Annotated in this window: 13 protein-coding genes; 3 read left to right on the forward strand and 10 right to left on the reverse strand. The window is 65.2% G+C overall.

Going from position 1 to position 13,972, the window contains the following annotated elements; genetic code table 11:
* Positions 1 to 91: 91 nt before the first annotated feature.
* The 4 genes from CDV49_RS02115 to CDV49_RS02130 are packed head-to-tail and all read right to left on the reverse strand — an operon-like array spanning position 92 to position 5,231.
* A complete protein-coding gene (locus tag CDV49_RS02115) occupies positions 92 to 628 on the reverse strand; it encodes a sarcosine oxidase subunit gamma (protein ID WP_088213911.1) in 537 nt (178 codons plus the stop codon).
* Entirely contained in the window at positions 621 to 3,638 is a 3,018-nt protein-coding gene (locus CDV49_RS02120) for a sarcosine oxidase subunit alpha family protein (RefSeq protein WP_088213912.1), read from the reverse strand. The genes CDV49_RS02115 and CDV49_RS02120 overlap by 8 nt, the downstream gene beginning before the upstream one ends.
* A complete protein-coding gene (locus CDV49_RS02125; protein ID WP_088213913.1) occupies positions 3,635 to 3,973 on the reverse strand; it encodes a sarcosine oxidase subunit delta in 339 nt (112 codons plus the stop codon). Before CDV49_RS02125 ends, CDV49_RS02120 begins: the two co-directional genes overlap by 4 nt.
* A gap of 10 nt (positions 3,974 to 3,983) precedes the next feature.
* Positions 3,984 to 5,231: a sarcosine oxidase subunit beta family protein gene (locus tag CDV49_RS02130; protein ID WP_088213914.1), complete on the reverse strand. Its 1,248-nt coding sequence runs from the start codon at positions 5,229 to 5,231 to the stop codon at positions 3,984 to 3,986.
* Positions 5,232 to 5,439: 208 nt separating this feature from the next.
* Here CDV49_RS02130 and ccmI point away from each other — a divergent pair, with 208 nt between their 5' ends.
* Genes ccmI through CDV49_RS02145 form a run of 3 tightly spaced genes read left to right on the forward strand, consistent with a single transcriptional unit; the run spans position 5,440 to position 7,339 of the window.
* On the forward strand, positions 5,440 to 6,651 hold the full coding sequence (ccmI, locus tag CDV49_RS02135; RefSeq protein WP_088213915.1) for a c-type cytochrome biogenesis protein CcmI: 1,212 nt from the start codon (positions 5,440 to 5,442) through the stop codon (positions 6,649 to 6,651).
* A 6-nt stretch (positions 6,652 to 6,657) separates the two neighbouring features.
* Positions 6,658 to 7,146, forward strand: a complete 489-nt coding sequence (gene ruvX, locus CDV49_RS02140; RefSeq protein ID WP_088213916.1) for a Holliday junction resolvase RuvX — start codon at positions 6,658 to 6,660, stop codon at positions 7,144 to 7,146.
* Positions 7,136 to 7,339, forward strand: a complete 204-nt coding sequence (locus CDV49_RS02145; protein ID WP_035740877.1) for a DUF1289 domain-containing protein — start codon at positions 7,136 to 7,138, stop codon at positions 7,337 to 7,339. The genes ruvX and CDV49_RS02145 overlap by 11 nt, the downstream gene beginning before the upstream one ends.
* Before the next feature lie 35 nt (positions 7,340 to 7,374).
* On the opposite strand, the gene CDV49_RS02150 is transcribed toward CDV49_RS02145, so the two are convergent.
* The 6 genes from CDV49_RS02150 to gfa form a co-directional block, all read right to left on the reverse strand.
* Positions 7,375 to 8,346, reverse strand: coding sequence for a collagen-binding domain-containing protein (locus CDV49_RS02150; RefSeq protein ID WP_088213917.1), 972 nt, complete (start codon positions 8,344 to 8,346; stop codon positions 7,375 to 7,377).
* 70 nt (positions 8,347 to 8,416) lie between these two features.
* Positions 8,417 to 10,099, reverse strand: coding sequence for a Na/Pi cotransporter family protein (locus CDV49_RS02155; RefSeq protein ID WP_088213918.1), 1,683 nt, complete (start codon positions 10,097 to 10,099; stop codon positions 8,417 to 8,419).
* 112 nt (positions 10,100 to 10,211) lie between these two features.
* Positions 10,212 to 11,015 (reverse strand): M55 family metallopeptidase, encoded by an 804-nt coding sequence (locus CDV49_RS02160; RefSeq protein ID WP_088213919.1) that lies wholly within the window; start codon positions 11,013 to 11,015, stop codon positions 10,212 to 10,214.
* Between the two features lie 102 nt (positions 11,016 to 11,117).
* Positions 11,118 to 11,519 (reverse strand): c-type cytochrome, encoded by a 402-nt coding sequence (locus CDV49_RS02165; protein WP_088213920.1) that lies wholly within the window; start codon positions 11,517 to 11,519, stop codon positions 11,118 to 11,120.
* 188 nt (positions 11,520 to 11,707) lie between these two features.
* A complete protein-coding gene (locus CDV49_RS02170) occupies positions 11,708 to 12,838 on the reverse strand; it encodes an S-(hydroxymethyl)glutathione dehydrogenase/class III alcohol dehydrogenase (protein WP_088213921.1) in 1,131 nt (376 codons plus the stop codon).
* A 90-nt stretch (positions 12,839 to 12,928) separates the two neighbouring features.
* Positions 12,929 to 13,513 (reverse strand): S-(hydroxymethyl)glutathione synthase, encoded by a 585-nt coding sequence (gene gfa / locus CDV49_RS02175; RefSeq protein ID WP_088213922.1) that lies wholly within the window; start codon positions 13,511 to 13,513, stop codon positions 12,929 to 12,931.
* Positions 13,514 to 13,972 lie beyond the last annotated feature (459 nt).

A 13,972-nucleotide genomic window follows, 5' to 3' on the forward strand; every position in this document is an offset into this window, starting at 1 on the left:
GTCTTTTCCTTCGGGCGATGGGCTGGCGGCAACCGGGGGTGGAATTGCACGCCGGACAGGGGCTGCGGGGGAGATGCTCCCCCGATATGTGTCAGACAGGGTCGATCTGACTTTCTCGTCGCGCGGCATGGGAGAGCAGGTCGCGCGCATATCCGGCGACGGACCGGAAACAGATCACCGTCATCTCCGCGTCGCCGGAGCGCCAGAAGGCCGCGGCGATCTGTCCGATACGGCTGCGCCTCACCTCTCCCCGCGCTGGCAGGAGGGCGGGGCTGATCTTGGACAGAACCTCCCCGGCCCCCGCACCGGTCAGCCGGAACATGACACGGGCGTCCGAGACATCCACGATGAGAGCCGGCACTCCGCCGAGCGTCTCCCCCAGCGCTGCGATCATGCGCGCGACGTCTTCCGGCGGCAGGAGCAACAGAAGCTCGTCGGGTGACATCCAGAGCACTTCGCCCCGCTCCGTCACGCTTCGTCCGCGGTGATCGGGAAAGGTCAGGCCCACCCCTTTCAGCGCCGCCGTCAGTGCGGCACCGTCCCGGCAACGGAGGGTCACCATGCCGGGCGTCGGCGCTTCCACGACGCTCACATAACCTTCGGAGGCCAGGATCCCCAGATCAGACATTCTGCCGCGCTCCTTCGACGTCGAGGAATACCGGGTTCACGATGCGCACCCGCACGAGGGGCGCGTCCTCTGTCGGCCCCTGAAACGCGATGAATTCACCCATCCTGTCCACGCCACGATGAACCAGGCCGAGCGCGATTCCACGGTCCAGCGTCGGCGAGAAATAGGTGGACGTCACCCTGCCCTGCACCCGGCGCTGCCGGTTCGCATTCTCCGCCCCGAGCGGGGCCAGCGCGCCATCTGGCAGCACCGAGCCATCGACCGTTTCCAGACCGACAAGCTGCCACCGGTCCGGGTTGTCCATGAAGCTCCGCTGCTGCGCCCGCTTGCCGATGTAATCGGCTTTCTTGCGCGAGATCGCCCAGCCGAGCCCCAGATCCTGCGGGATGACCGTGCCGTCCGTCTCATCGCCGATCATGATGAAGCCCTTTTCCGCCCGCATCACATGCAGCGCCTCGGTGCCATAGGGGGTGATCCCGTGCTCCGCGCCCGCCGCCAGAACCGCATCCCACAGCGCCCGCGCCCGGCTGGCAGGCACGGCGATTTCAAAGGAGAGTTCACCCGAGAAGGAGATGCGGTAGATCCGCACCGGATGGCCCGCCAGATCCCCCTCCACCCAGCCCATGAAGGGCAGCGCCTCTCGCGAGACGTCGATACCGCCGAGGGCTTCCAGCACCGCTCGCGCCTTCGGCCCGACCACGGCGATCTGGCCGTATTGCTCGGTCACGTTGGCGGTGAACACCTGCCAGTCCCACCATTCGGTCTGGAGCCATTCCTCCATATGCGCGTGGATGCGATCGGCCCCGCCTGTCGTGGTGTGGACGAGGAAGCTGTCCTCCGACAGCCGCGCCACCACGCCGTCGTCGATCAGAAAGCCGTTTTCATTGCAGATCAGCCCGTAACGGCATCTGCCGACCGCAAGCGACGACATCAACCCGGTATAGATCATGTCGAGGAACCGCCCGGCGTCAGGCCCGCTCACCACGATCTTGCCGAGGGTGGAGGCATCGAGCACCCCGACCCGCTCCCGCGTGGACCGGATTTCCCGCGCGACGGAGGCGGCGTGATCCTCTCCCTTGCGCGGATAGGTGTAGGGCCGCCGCCATTGGCCGACCGGCTCCCAATGCGCGCCATGCTCCGCATGCCAGTCATCCATGGGGGTCCGCCGCAGCGGCTGAAACAGCTCGCCCCGCGCTTCACCCGCGATGGCCCCGAAGGAGATCGGCGTATAGGGCGGGCGGAAGGTCGTGGTTCCGACGGCAGGAATGGGCGCGGCCAGCGCCTCCGCCAGAATGGCAAGGCCGTTGATGTTCGACAGCTTTCCCTGATCCGTCGCCATGCCGAGCGTCGTATAGCGCTTGGTGTGCTCCACACTTTCATAGCCTTCGCGCGCGGCAAGCTCCACGTCGGAGACCTTCACGTCATGCTGGAAGTCGAGGAACATCTTCTCCCGCAAGGCCGGGCCTGCCGCCTCCGGCATATGCCAGAGCGGGCGGAGCGGCTTCTCCTCCGGCGATGTGGCGACCGGCAGATCTGGCTCCCCCACCTCGCGGCCCATGGCGATGGCGGCACGCCGCCCGGCCGCCGTCGCGTCGGCCAGCGTCGTCTGAGCCGAGAGCGCGCCGTTCGCGGCGCCCGCGGCAATGGCGACGATCTGGCCCCGGTCGCCCGTGGGCGCACGCAGGGCATCGGGACGGAACATGGCAAGCTGGCCATCCCAGAAGAGCTTGCCGCCCGCCTGGCTCCACAGATGCACGACTGGCGACCAACCGCCAGACATCAGCACGGCATCGCAGGGAATGTGCTCCCCTTCCACCCCGGTGCCGTCGATCACCCCCAGCGTCACAGCCGTCACCCGCTTGCCGCCCAGGGCGCGCACGATGCCACGACCCGTCTCAACCGGAATGCCGAGCGCCCGCGCCCTGTCCGGCAGCGGTCCGATGGCGGCGGGGCGGGCATCGACCACCGCCACCACCGTCACCCCCGCTTCGGCAAGTGCGATGGCACTCCGATAGGCGTCGTCATTCGCCGTCGCGAGGATCACCCGCTGGCCCACCGCCACGCCCCAGTTCACCAGGAAATCCCGCCCGGCAGAGGCGAGCATCACCCCCAGCAGGTCGTTCCCGGCAAAGGCAACGGGCCGTTCGATCGCCCCTGTCGCCATGACGACCTGACCCGCCCGGATGCGCCAGAGCCGCTGCCGCGGCCGACCGTCGCCCGGCGTATGCTCCGCCAGCCGCTCCATCGCGACCAGGTAGCCGTGATCGTAAAGCCCCGCCGCCATCGTGCGGAGGCGCAGGCTCACATTCGGCAGCGCGGAGAGCCGGGCCAGCGTCGCAGCAACCCACTCGGCTGCGGGGCGGCCCTCGATCTCCTCTCCGTCCACCGGAGCGCGACCGCCCCAGGTGGCGCTCTGCTCCAGCAGAAGCACGTCCGCGCCCGCCTCCCCCGCGACCAGCGCGGCCTGAAGCCCGGCGATGCCGCCGCCCGCGATCACCACATCCACGTGACGGTGAACGTGTTCGTAGCGATCCGCATCCGGCTCCGCGGGCGGTTTGCCAAGGCCCGCGCTGTGACGGATCACCGGCTCGAACAGCTTCTCCCACGCGCGGCGGGGATGCATGAAGGTCTTGTAGTAGAAGCCCGCCGGAAAGAACTTCGACAGCCGTCCGTTGATCGCCCCGATATCGAAGGCGAGGCTCGGCCAGTGGTTCTGGCTGACGGCGGTCATCCCGTCGAAAAGCTCCGCCGTGGTGCCGCGCTGGTTCGGCTCGAACCGCCCGCCGCGCCCGATGCCGAACAGCCCGTTCGGCTCCTCCGGGCCTGAGGCGACAAAGCCGCGGGGCCGGTGGTACTTGAAGCTCCGCCCCACCAGCACCTGCCCGTTCGCAAGCAGCGCAGAGGCCAGCGTATCGCCCGCATACCCCGTAAGCGCGCGTCCGTTGAAGGTGAAGGTCATGGGCCGCGTCCGGTCGATCAACCGCCCGCCGGCAGCAAGACGCGCGCTCATGCCTCCACCTCCGCAAAGGGGGAAGTCCAGTCCGGGCGGCGCTCCCTGATATGCGCGATGAGATCGGCGGGAGGGGTCGGCACCTGCGCCGGATAGGTGCCGAACACCTCCATCGTCACGGTGTCCCTCGCGGCGTTGAACCACTTGCCGCAGCCGTAGGCATGGCGCCAGCGCTCGAAATGCACGCCCTTCGGGTTCCGCCTGTTGAAGAGGTAGTCCTCAAAGACAGGATCGTCGGAACCGGGGCCCTGACGCATCAGATGCGCCTCTCCGCCGGGGTGAAGCTCGGTCTCCTCCGCGCGGAGACCGCAGTAGGGGCAGGTCAGGATCAGCATTGCCGGTCTTTCAATGCGCGACGCCAGCGGCGACGCTTTCGTCGATGAACCGCCCCTCGCGGAAGCGGCCGAGCCCGAATTCGGCGGCCAGCGGCCCCGGCGCGCCCTTGTGAATCAGTTCCGCCATCGCCCAGCCTGAGCCGGGGATCGCCTTGAACCCGCCCGTGCCCCAGCCGCAGTTGACGAAGCAGTTGCCGAGCGGCGTGGCCGACAGGATCGGCGAGCGGTCGCCCGTCATGTCCACGATCCCTGCCCATTGCCGCATCATTCTGAGGCGCGAGATGATCGGGAAGGTCTCGATCAGCGCGCGGACCGTCTCCTCCACGTGCTGGAAGGAGCCGCGCTGCGCATAGTTCACGAAACCGTCCGTGCCGCCGCCGATGACAAGTTCGCCCTTGTCTGACTGGCTGATGTAGCCATGCACCGTATTGGCCATCACGACCGTGTCGAGCACCGGCTTGATCGGTTCCGACACCAGCGCCTGCAGGGCCAGCGACTCGATGGGGAGGCGGAAGCCCGCCATCTCCGCCAGCACACCGGAATGCCCGGCCACGACGATGCCGAGCTTGCCGCAGTCGATCCGGCCCTTCGTCGTCTCTACCCCCGTCACCTGCCCGTTGGCGGAGCGGATGGCCGTCACCTCGCACTGCTGGATGATGTCCATGCCCATGGCGGAACAGGCGCGCGCATAGCCCCAGTTCACCGCGTCATGCCGCGCGGTTCCGCCCCGCGGCTGCCAGAGCGCGCCGAGAACCGGATAGCGCGGCCCGTCGATATTCATGATGGGCACCAGCGATTTCACCCGCTCCGGCCCGATCCATTCCGTCTCCACGCCCTGCAGACGGTTGGCCTGCACGGTCCGCAGGTAACCCCGCATCTCATGCGGGGTCTGCGCCAGCATCATCACGCCGCGGGGAGAGAACATTACGTTGTAGTTCAGGTCCTGGCTCAGCGTCTCATAGAGCTTGCGCGCCTTCTCGAAGATGGCGGAGGACGGATCCTGAAGGTAGTTGGACCGGATGATCGTGGTGTTCCGCCCGGAGTTGCCGCCTCCGAGCCAGCCCTTCTCGATCACCGCGACATTCCGCACGCCGAAATTCCGGCCCAGATAGTAGGCGGTGGCAAGACCATGCCCCCCCGCGCCCACGATCACCACGTCATATCTCGGTTTCGGCTGGGGCGAGCGCCAGGCGCGCTCCCACCCTTTCTGGTGTCGCATCGCTTCCCTGGCGAGGGCGAAGACGGAGTAGCGTTTCATCGAACGGTCGGTTCCCTGTGGTGGGGTTTCCCCTTGGGCGCTTGTGCACCGTCCGGGACTATCGGCCACGCCGCAAAGCGGCACAATCGGGAAATTTCCGACATCGGCCCTTCGGCGACGACATGCCTTTCAGGCTCTGCGACTTATTGTGACTTTCTCCCCCCGTCAGGAGGTCCTAAATGGAACAGGTCATGAGATCGGAGGAGCCATGCCTTTCTGGATCGCCGCGGCGACCCTTACGCTCGCCATAGCGGTCGTTCTGCTGCTCTCCCTCCGCTCCCGCCGGGAGGAAGACACAGAGCACGCCAATGTCCGCGTCTATCGCGACCAGCTGCGGGAGGTGGAGCGTGATCTCGAACGCGGCACCCTGCCCGCAGCGGAAGCGGGGCGCCTGCGCACGGAGATCTCCCGGCGGCTGCTGGAGGCCGACCGCGAGACGGAGCAGCCCGCCGGGCGCGGTGCACCGCTGGTCGCCGGGCTTGCGGTGATCCTCCTCCTTGCGGCTGGCTTCGGGCTTTATCTGAAGCTCGGCGCACCGGATTACCCGGACATGCCGCTTGCCTCGCGGTATGCTGCGGCGGCGGAGCTGAAGGCCAACCGTCCGACACAGGCCCAGATGGAGGCCGCCGCCCCGCCCCTCACGCTCGACGGGGCGCAGGACGCGGCCTTCCTTGATCTCATGGAGAAACTCCGCGCCGCGGTTCATGCCAACCCCGACGACCTCCGGGGGCAGCAGCTTCTGGCCAGAAACGAAGCGGCACTTGGCCGGTTCTCCTCCGCTGCCGCAGCCCAGTCGCGGGTCGTCACCCTCAAGGGGAGTGACGCGGCGGCCTCCGACTATGCCGATCTTGCCGATTATCTGATCCTCGCCGCTGGCGGCGGGGTGTCATCGGAAGCCGAAGCCGCGCTGACGGAAACCTTGCGCCGCGACCCGCAGAATCCGGCGGCGCGTTTCTACAGCGGCCTGATGCTGGCGCAGACCGGCCGCCCGGACCTCGCCTTCCGCCTGTGGAGCGATCTGCTGGAAACCAGCCCGCCCGGCAGTCCCTGGATACCGGCGATCCGGCAGGACCTGCCGCGCCTCGCGCTGCTCGCCGGGGTGGACTACACCCTGCCCCCGGAAGCGGCGCCGCCCATCGCCGGCCCCTCCGCGGCGGACATATCCGCGGCGGACGACATGACCCCACAGGATCGCGACGCCATGGTGCGCGGCATGGTAGATCGCCTCTCCGATCGCCTCTCCCGCGAAGGCGGGCCGCCCGAGGATTGGGCACGGCTGATCTCCTCGCTCGGTGTGCTGGGGGAGGGACAGAAAGCCGCCGCCGTCTGGGCCGAAGCGCAGGAAGTGTTTGCCGGGCGCGACTCCGCCCTTGCCCCCATCCGCGATGCGGCGGAAAAGGCGGGCGTAACCGGATTGTGAGGCGCCATGGTCTATGACGACATCGCGGATTTTGCCGCTGCCCTCCCCCCCGTTCGCGGCATCGCCGGGCTGGACCTTGGAGAGAAGACCGTGGGGGTCGCGGTGTCCGACATCCTGATGGGCGTCGCCACGCCGCTGGAAACCGTCCGCCGGTCCAAGTTCAGCGCGGACGCGGCACGGCTTCTCGACATTGCCAAGGGCCGCTCGCTGGGCGGTTTCCTGCTTGGCCTGCCGAAGAACATGGACGGCAGCGAAGGCCCGCGCGCCCAGTCAACCCGCGCCTTCGCCCGCAACCTTTCCCGTTTGACGGACCTCCCCATCGGTTTCTGGGACGAGCGCCTCTCCACCGTCGCGGCGGAGCGGGCGCTTCTGGAGGCCGACACGTCGCGTAAGCGCCGCGGAGAGCTTATCGACAACGTCGCGGCTGCCTATATCCTTCAAGGCGCGCTGGACCGGATGCGCTACATGAAGGAGGAGCGGAAGGATGCGGATTGAACGGGGGATCGAAACGCCCTGCGTCAAGGTCTGCCAGATCGACCCGAAGGAGCGGATCTGCACCGGATGCTTCCGCACTACCATGGAGATCGGCATGTGGACACGCATGAGCGCCGAGGAACGGGCGGAGATCATGGCCGAACTGCCCTCCCGCGCCGGGCGGGTCAGCCGCCGGGGCCGTCGCTCCGCCTGAGCGGGATGGCCGCAGGGCAGCCACCCTCACAATCATCAGTGACGCCGCTTCGCCGCCAGACCCATTGCGCCGAGGTCCGCAAGCAGCAGCGGCAGAGCGGCCGGCAGGGGCACGGGCGCAGGTGGATCCGGGGGGAGATAGCTTCCCCGAGCCGGCCTGAGGTGAACTTCGCTGTTGAGCGTTGCGCTGCCCGCGATCAGCGTTCCCTCCACCGGGTTGGTGACGATGACATGGGTCAGCGGCGCCAGCACCGATCCCACGATACCCTGAATGGTTAGGTCCGTCGCGCCCGCGAAATTCCACAGCACATGCTCCGCCGCCCCGGTTCCGCCCAGCGGGTTGGCAAGAAAACTTCCCGTTCCAGCGCCGGTCACGTTTATCAGGATACTCTCGCCCACACCCAGCCGGGAGAAATCCACCTGTCCCAACGCGGAAACCTGAGCCAGCGTCATCTCATAGATGGTCAGGCCAGCCATCCCGCTGCCGAAATATGCCGTGTTTCCGGTAATGGTAACGGCGTCGCCGCCAAGATTTCCGAAAGACAGGGAGGCTTCGCTCACCGTCTGTTCGATGGAGACCGGAAACAGGTCGGAGAAGCCGGCACTTCCCGAGGCACCCGATGTAACGGCGCCGCCCTGGACCTGAGTCGCCACACCTCCGATAAGCGCAGTCCCGCCTCCGTTCAGATTGATCCCCGTGGCATTGCCGCCGACAACCACCGCGCCGCCATTGTTCACCTGCACGGTGCCGGTCAGCGTTCCCCCTACGGTCAGCGCCGCATAGTCTGACGGGGCCTGCGGGTCATGGGAACCGCCGATCCAGTAGTTCGATGTTCCGCTGAGGTTGCCGCCGACATAAGTCCGGCCCTCGACCTCACTGCTGTTTGTCGCGTTACCGAGCACGACCAGATTGAACTGTTGCAGGATGTCCTGAAAGTTCAACGGCGCCGCCACGACAGGGCCCGACACCAGCATCGCCAGCGCCGTGAACCCGCAAATCTTCGACATGATGAAACCCTTTAACCGACTCTACACCAAGCCAGTATAATGGATCATCAATCTTATAAAATTATATAAGTTATAGTTGGTTAACGGGCGTGACCGACTTGCTGGCCGGCGTCAGGCGGCTCTCACCCAAAGCACCGATTTCCTCTAGAATCGGATAGGCGACGGAGGCAAGGTGAGCATTCACCCGCTTCAGATCGCGCAGCAGGTCGAGGTGGATCGTGCTCGTTTCGATCGTTTCGACCCGCCCGGCCCGAAGCCGCGCGAGATGGCGTTCCGCGGAGCCCGCCTCGATCTTGCGCGCCATCACCTTGCCATTGATAAGCTGACGCGCAAGGTCGGTGTCGCGTGACAGGAAGATCGCCTGTGCAAGCCGCAGATTTTCTCGCGTATGGGCGAAGAAGCGCGAAAGTTCATCCAGCCCCTCGGGCGAGAGGGTCAGGCGCTTTCGGATGCGCTTTGCGGCGATCTCCGCCAGCCCGCTTTCGACAATGTCGCCCACATGCTCGAGGTTGATGGCATAAGAGATGATCTCGCTCGCCCGATGGCTGTCCACCGCGTCCATCTCCTGTTGGCCGAGCCGGGAGACGTAGAGCTTGATCGCCTCATGCAGACGGTCCACCTCCCGCTCCAGACGTGCGACCTCCTGCACCGCCATCTCATCCCCCGAGCGGAGGGATTGCTCGGAACGGTCGAGCATCTGACCGACCAGATCGCCGAGCCGGAGCGCCTCGCGCGCGGCCACGGCAAGCGCCAGCCCCGGTGTGGCAAGAAGACTGTCGTCGAGATAACTGGGCGCGCCTTCTGTCCCCGGTCCCTGCGGGAGAAGCCGTTCCACCAGCCGCCCCAGCGGGGCAATGAGCGGCAGGAACACGATCAGCAACGTGAGGTTGAAAAGCACGTGCAGACCCACCGCCAACATGCCCTGCGACAGATGGGGTTCCAGCACTGCGGCAATGTCGCCCGCGAAAAGCGTGGCGACTGCCGCCCCCGCAGCGCGAACCAGCAGATTGGATAATGCCAGACGCCGCGCTGCCACACCTTCCCCTGCGACAGCCAGATAGGCAGGGATCGCGCCCCCCAGATTGGCGCCCGCCACGAGACACACGACCAGCGCCGGTGAAATTGTCCCGGCACCCGCCAGCGCCATGATGAGGAACACCACGGCAAGGCTGGAAGAACCCAGGACCGCAAGTCCCGCAGCCAGCAGCACGGCGAAGATCGGGGCATTGTCGAGCGAGGCCATCACCACGGCGAGCGTCGGGGAATGGCGGAGCGGCTCCGTCACCCCGCCCAGCAGCCGGAGCGCCAGCAGCATCAGGCCGAGACCGAGCAGGCTCCTGCCGATGGCCTGCACCCTGCCGGTGCGCGAAGGTGTGGAGAGCACCACGCCCACGGCGATCAAAGCGCTCCCCAGCCAGTGAATATCGCGAGAGAGAATCAGCGCGACGACAGCGGTGCCGAGATTCGCCCCCAGCATCACCGCTTGCGCCATCCGCGGGTCCAGAATGTCGCGCGCGACGAAAGACCCCGTCATCGCCGCCGTCGCCGTGCTGGACTGCAAGCCCAGCGTGGCAAGGAACCCCCAGAATGCGGCTGCCACCCGGTTGCGGGTGCCGCGCGCGATCCACTGCCGCAACGTCGCCCCGAAAGCACGAAGCACACCGAGCTTGATAAGCCGCAGTCCCAGCAGCAAAAGTGCGGCCGCACCGATCAGGTCGATGAGTTGAACAGTTGGATCAGACGTTGGCACCATGGCGCAAGCCCCCCGGTCACCGGGCCTGCAGAGGTCCGTGTTAGAACCTCAGAGTTGCAGCATTCCATGGCGGTTGCAAGGATTGTAACAGTTTTGCGACAAACCCGATCAATCACGCACTGCCGACAAACCGGAAGGCGCGCTGAATCTCGAAGAAATCCTTGGCGATGAAGCGGATACTGCGCGGCCCCGTCTGCTCGACACCCGGATACCAGCTTCCGCGATAGGCGTCGCCGGGGGTGGAGAATTCGATGACCATCTCATAATCCGAAGCAAGTGCAGGCAGGGCGGCGCGAAAATCACCGCGGAGCACCTTTTCCACGCCTGCACGAATGCGGCGCACGGCCTCGATCGGGGCGAGGGAGACCGTCGCGTTGCCATAGCCCTGCCCGGTCGTCAGCGTCGCGATGCCGGGCACGAGACCCGCTGCATCGGCGCAGATGCCAGCATCCCCCGCCAGAAAGGCCGATGGCACGCCATAACGCGCGGCACAAAGACTATTCATCGTGAATTCGGAGGCAACCTCACCGTTGATGAGCAGCCGACCGATCCGCCCGTTCATCGTATGCGCCAGCGGGTTCGTATCGCTTCCCGCCTTTGCATGATACCCGGTGTAGATGGCGGCATCGAAACTGCTGTCGATACCGAACATCATGGAGTCAGGGTGGCCGCTCCATCCCCTGATGACCCGGACACCCTCCGGCAGCCGGTCAAGGATCAGGTTACGCGCGCTTTCGTGCGCATCCTTCACTACGATCTCGGTCGCGCCCGCGGCACGCGCGCCTTCGCAGGCGGCAGCGACCTCCGCCGTCATATAGCCCTGAAACTGAGCATAATCGGGGTGAGCGCGTTCCAGTTCGTCCCAAGCGGTGATCCCGGCAGTGCCTTCCATGTCCGCGCTGATGAAAACCTTCATGCGTCCTCTCCCGTCCTGTACCGCCACCATCCGGCGGCCCTCCCACAAGGGGAAGCCATGCCGGATGGGGCGCGTCAAGAGGCTCGGTCGCCGGTCAGCGGATCAGTTGGCGTTGAGGCTCTGCAGATAGGCAACGATATCCGCACGCTCCTCGGGCTTTTTCACGCCCGCGAACGCCATCTTGGTTCCCGGCACCATTGCCTTCGGATCGGTGATGAAGTGGTCGATCTCCTCCGGCGTCCAGATGTGGCCGTCGTCACCCAGCTTCTTCATCGCGTCGGAATAGGTAAACCCTTCCAGGGAGGCGGTCTTGCGCCCGACGACGTCGTGCAGGTTCGGACCTGCCTTGTTCGGCGCTCCCGCCTCAACCGCATGGCAGATCGCGCATTTGCGGAAGGATTTCTCGCCCTTCGCAGGGTCACCCTCCGCAAGCGCAGGCAGTGCGCTCACCGCCAGAACGATCGCAGCAAGCGATGCGGGAACGGACTTGGTCAGACGAAACATGGATTCTCCTCCATTAGCCAGAGTTTGGCGAGTTCGCGCCTGTGTTCTGACTGGTTATCCTGCCGGAGCACATCCGCTTCTCCATAACCGAGCCGACAGCGGAATAGGAGTGATTCAATCCGCAGACGGAGCGATTTTTGTATTATCAACAGGCAGGTTCCCTCGCTCCCGCCGCCCGTGGAACGGCCTCAGTAGATCACGACCGAGCGTATCGACTTGCCTTCGCGCATCAGATCAAACCCGGTGTTGATCTCGTCGAGTGTCAGGTAATGGGTGATCATCGGATCGATCTGAATCTTGCCTTCCATATACCAGTCCACGATCCTCGGGACATCGGTGCGCCCCCTCGCGCCTCCGAAGGCGGAGCCTTTCCACACTCTGCCGGTGACCAGCTGAAACGGCCGGGTCTGAATCTCCGCCCCGGCTGGGGCCACGCCGATCACGACCGAGACACCCCACCCACGATGCGTGCACTCCAGCGCGTCGCGCATCACCTTCACGTTGCCGGTGCAGTCGAAGGAATAGTCCGCGCCCCCGATCTGATCGAAAGGTGTCTTGGTCATGTCCACGATATGCTGGACGACAGAGCCTTCGATGTTCCGCGGGTTGACGAAATGGGTCATGCCGAAGCGTTCGCCCCAGCTTTTCTTGTCATCGTTGAGATCCACGCCGATGATCATGTCGGCCCCGGCAAGCTTCAGGCCCTGAATGACGTTCAGGCCGATCCCGCCCAGTCCGAAAACCACCGCCTTGGAGCCGATCTCCACTTTCGCCGTGTTGATTACCGCTCCCACTCCCGTGGTGACGCCACAGCCGATGTAGCAGATCTTTTCAAACGGCGCGTCATCCCGAACCTTGGCCAGTGCGATCTCCGGCAGGACCGTGTGGTTGGCGAAGGTCGAACAGCCCATGTAGTGCAGGATCGGCGTGCCATCCGGCATGGTGAACCGGGTCGTTCCATCCGGCATCACGCCCTGCCCTTGAGTGGAGCGGATCGCCGTGCAGAGGTTCGTCTTGCGGCTGAGACAGGAGGGGCATTGCCGACATTCCGGCGTATAGAGCGGGATGACGTGATCGCCGGGTTTCAGCGTCGTGACCCCCGGCCCGACCTCCAGCACGACCCCGGCCCCCTCATGACCGAGAATGACCGGAAAGAGGCCTTCGGGATCGGCCCCTGACAAGGTGAACTCATCGGTATGACAGATGCCGGTCGCCTTCATCTCCACCAGAACCTCACCCGCTTTCGGGCCTTCGAGGTTCACTTCCATCACCTCAAGCGGTTTACCGGCTTCCAGGGCGACGGCAGCACGGGTGCGCATCGAAATCTCCATCTCGCTATGCCGGGCGTTCAGGCCCCGCACGGGTGGCGCCGGCGCAAACGTTCGCACCGGCACCCCAGGCACGGCGGATCAGGCCGCGGCCAGAACCCCGTTCTTCTTGGCCACGAAGGTGGCGATCGCATCCATAAGCGGCGGCGAGAGGCAATCGTAGGGCTCCAGCTTCAGCTCGCGCAGCCGGCCCCGGATACCCTCCATACGGTCAGGGGAGACACCGGACTCGATCACCGAAGAAACGAAGGCGGCGAATTCGGGCGCAGCCCAGCCATCCTCGGCGGACAGCTCGGTATGAACAAAGTCCAGGCCGTGGAAGGGGTGGTCGGTCGACTCGATCCGGCCATACATGTGCACGCCGCAATCCTTGCAGGCGTGACGCTGAATCGCCGCCTGTTCGTTGACGATCTTCAGCTTGTCGCCATTCTGCGTTACCTGCACATGATCCCGCGGGACCACCGCGATCTGAGCAAAGGTCGCGCCTTCCGGCTTCCAGCATTTGGTGCAGCCACAGACGTGGTTATGCGCAGTCTGGTGCGAAACCTTCACTTCGACAGGGTTGCTGGCGCAATGGCATTTCAGCGTTCCCCCTGCAAAATCCGCTTTCCCCGGATGAACGCCCCCGTCCACTGCCGGATGAATCTCTACATTTTCATAAGTCATGGAATACCCTCCCTTGCTTCGGCGGGCGGCCAGCCACAAACCGAACACGCTGGAATTCTGCGCAGAGGGCGCGCATGAAACAATTCAGCAAAAGGGTGGAGAAGCGGAGCGCTCCCTTTCCCGACCATTTCCAGAAAGCAAAAAATTCCCGTCTTGGGATTGGGCGTTCGCTGCGGACGTTGCGATAGCGAGATCAGAAATTTTTAAGGAAAATCAAGGTGTAAGTGTCTGACGTCAGCTGCGGTGGCACCTTTGTATTCAATAATTTCTCGGGATGACTTGCCCCATGAAGGTCCAAAGTGTCCCGCCTCCACCCGGGCGATCAGGTAAAACCGCGTCGCGCGGCTCGGACCGGCGTTACGGAGAAAACCGTGCCCTGAACGGCCCATTCAGCCCGCCGACGCTTCGCTCTCCTGATCGCTGAATTCGACCCTGTTGAGGGCACCTCGATTTTTGACC

The organism is Haematobacter genomosp. 1 (assembly GCF_002196855.1).
Taxonomy (GTDB): Bacteria; Pseudomonadota; Alphaproteobacteria; order Rhodobacterales; family Rhodobacteraceae; genus Haematobacter.

Bases quoted from the DNA above. Each gene is read 5' to 3' on its own strand.
- ruvX (WP_088213916.1), top strand. From the start codon at position 6,658: ATGGTCTATGACGACATCGCGGATTTTGCCGCTGCCCTCCCCCCCGTT.
- CDV49_RS02155 (WP_088213918.1), bottom strand. From the start codon at position 10,099: ATGGTGCCAACGTCTGATCCAACTGTTCAACTCATCGACCTGATCGGT.
- CDV49_RS02125 (WP_088213913.1), bottom strand. From the start codon at position 3,973: ATGCTGATCCTGACCTGCCCCTACTGCGGTCTCCGCGCGGAGGAGACC.
- gfa (WP_088213922.1), bottom strand. From the start codon at position 13,513: ATGACTTATGAAAATGTAGAGATTCATCCGGCAGTGGACGGGGGCGTT.
- CDV49_RS02145 (WP_035740877.1), top strand. From the start codon at position 7,136: ATGCGGATTGAACGGGGGATCGAAACGCCCTGCGTCAAGGTCTGCCAG.
- CDV49_RS02165 (WP_088213920.1), bottom strand. From the start codon at position 11,519: ATGTTTCGTCTGACCAAGTCCGTTCCCGCATCGCTTGCTGCGATCGTT.
- CDV49_RS02150 (WP_088213917.1), bottom strand. From the start codon at position 8,346: ATGTCGAAGATTTGCGGGTTCACGGCGCTGGCGATGCTGGTGTCGGGC.
- CDV49_RS02130 (WP_088213914.1), bottom strand. From the start codon at position 5,231: ATGAAACGCTACTCCGTCTTCGCCCTCGCCAGGGAAGCGATGCGACAC.
- CDV49_RS02115 (WP_088213911.1), bottom strand. From the start codon at position 628: ATGTCTGATCTGGGGATCCTGGCCTCCGAAGGTTATGTGAGCGTCGTG.
- CDV49_RS02120 (WP_088213912.1), bottom strand. From the start codon at position 3,638: ATGAGCGCGCGTCTTGCTGCCGGCGGGCGGTTGATCGACCGGACGCGG.
- ccmI (WP_088213915.1), top strand. From the start codon at position 5,440: ATGCCTTTCTGGATCGCCGCGGCGACCCTTACGCTCGCCATAGCGGTC.
- CDV49_RS02160 (WP_088213919.1), bottom strand. From the start codon at position 11,015: ATGAAGGTTTTCATCAGCGCGGACATGGAAGGCACTGCCGGGATCACC.
- CDV49_RS02170 (WP_088213921.1), bottom strand. From the start codon at position 12,838: ATGCGCACCCGTGCTGCCGTCGCCCTGGAAGCCGGTAAACCGCTTGAG.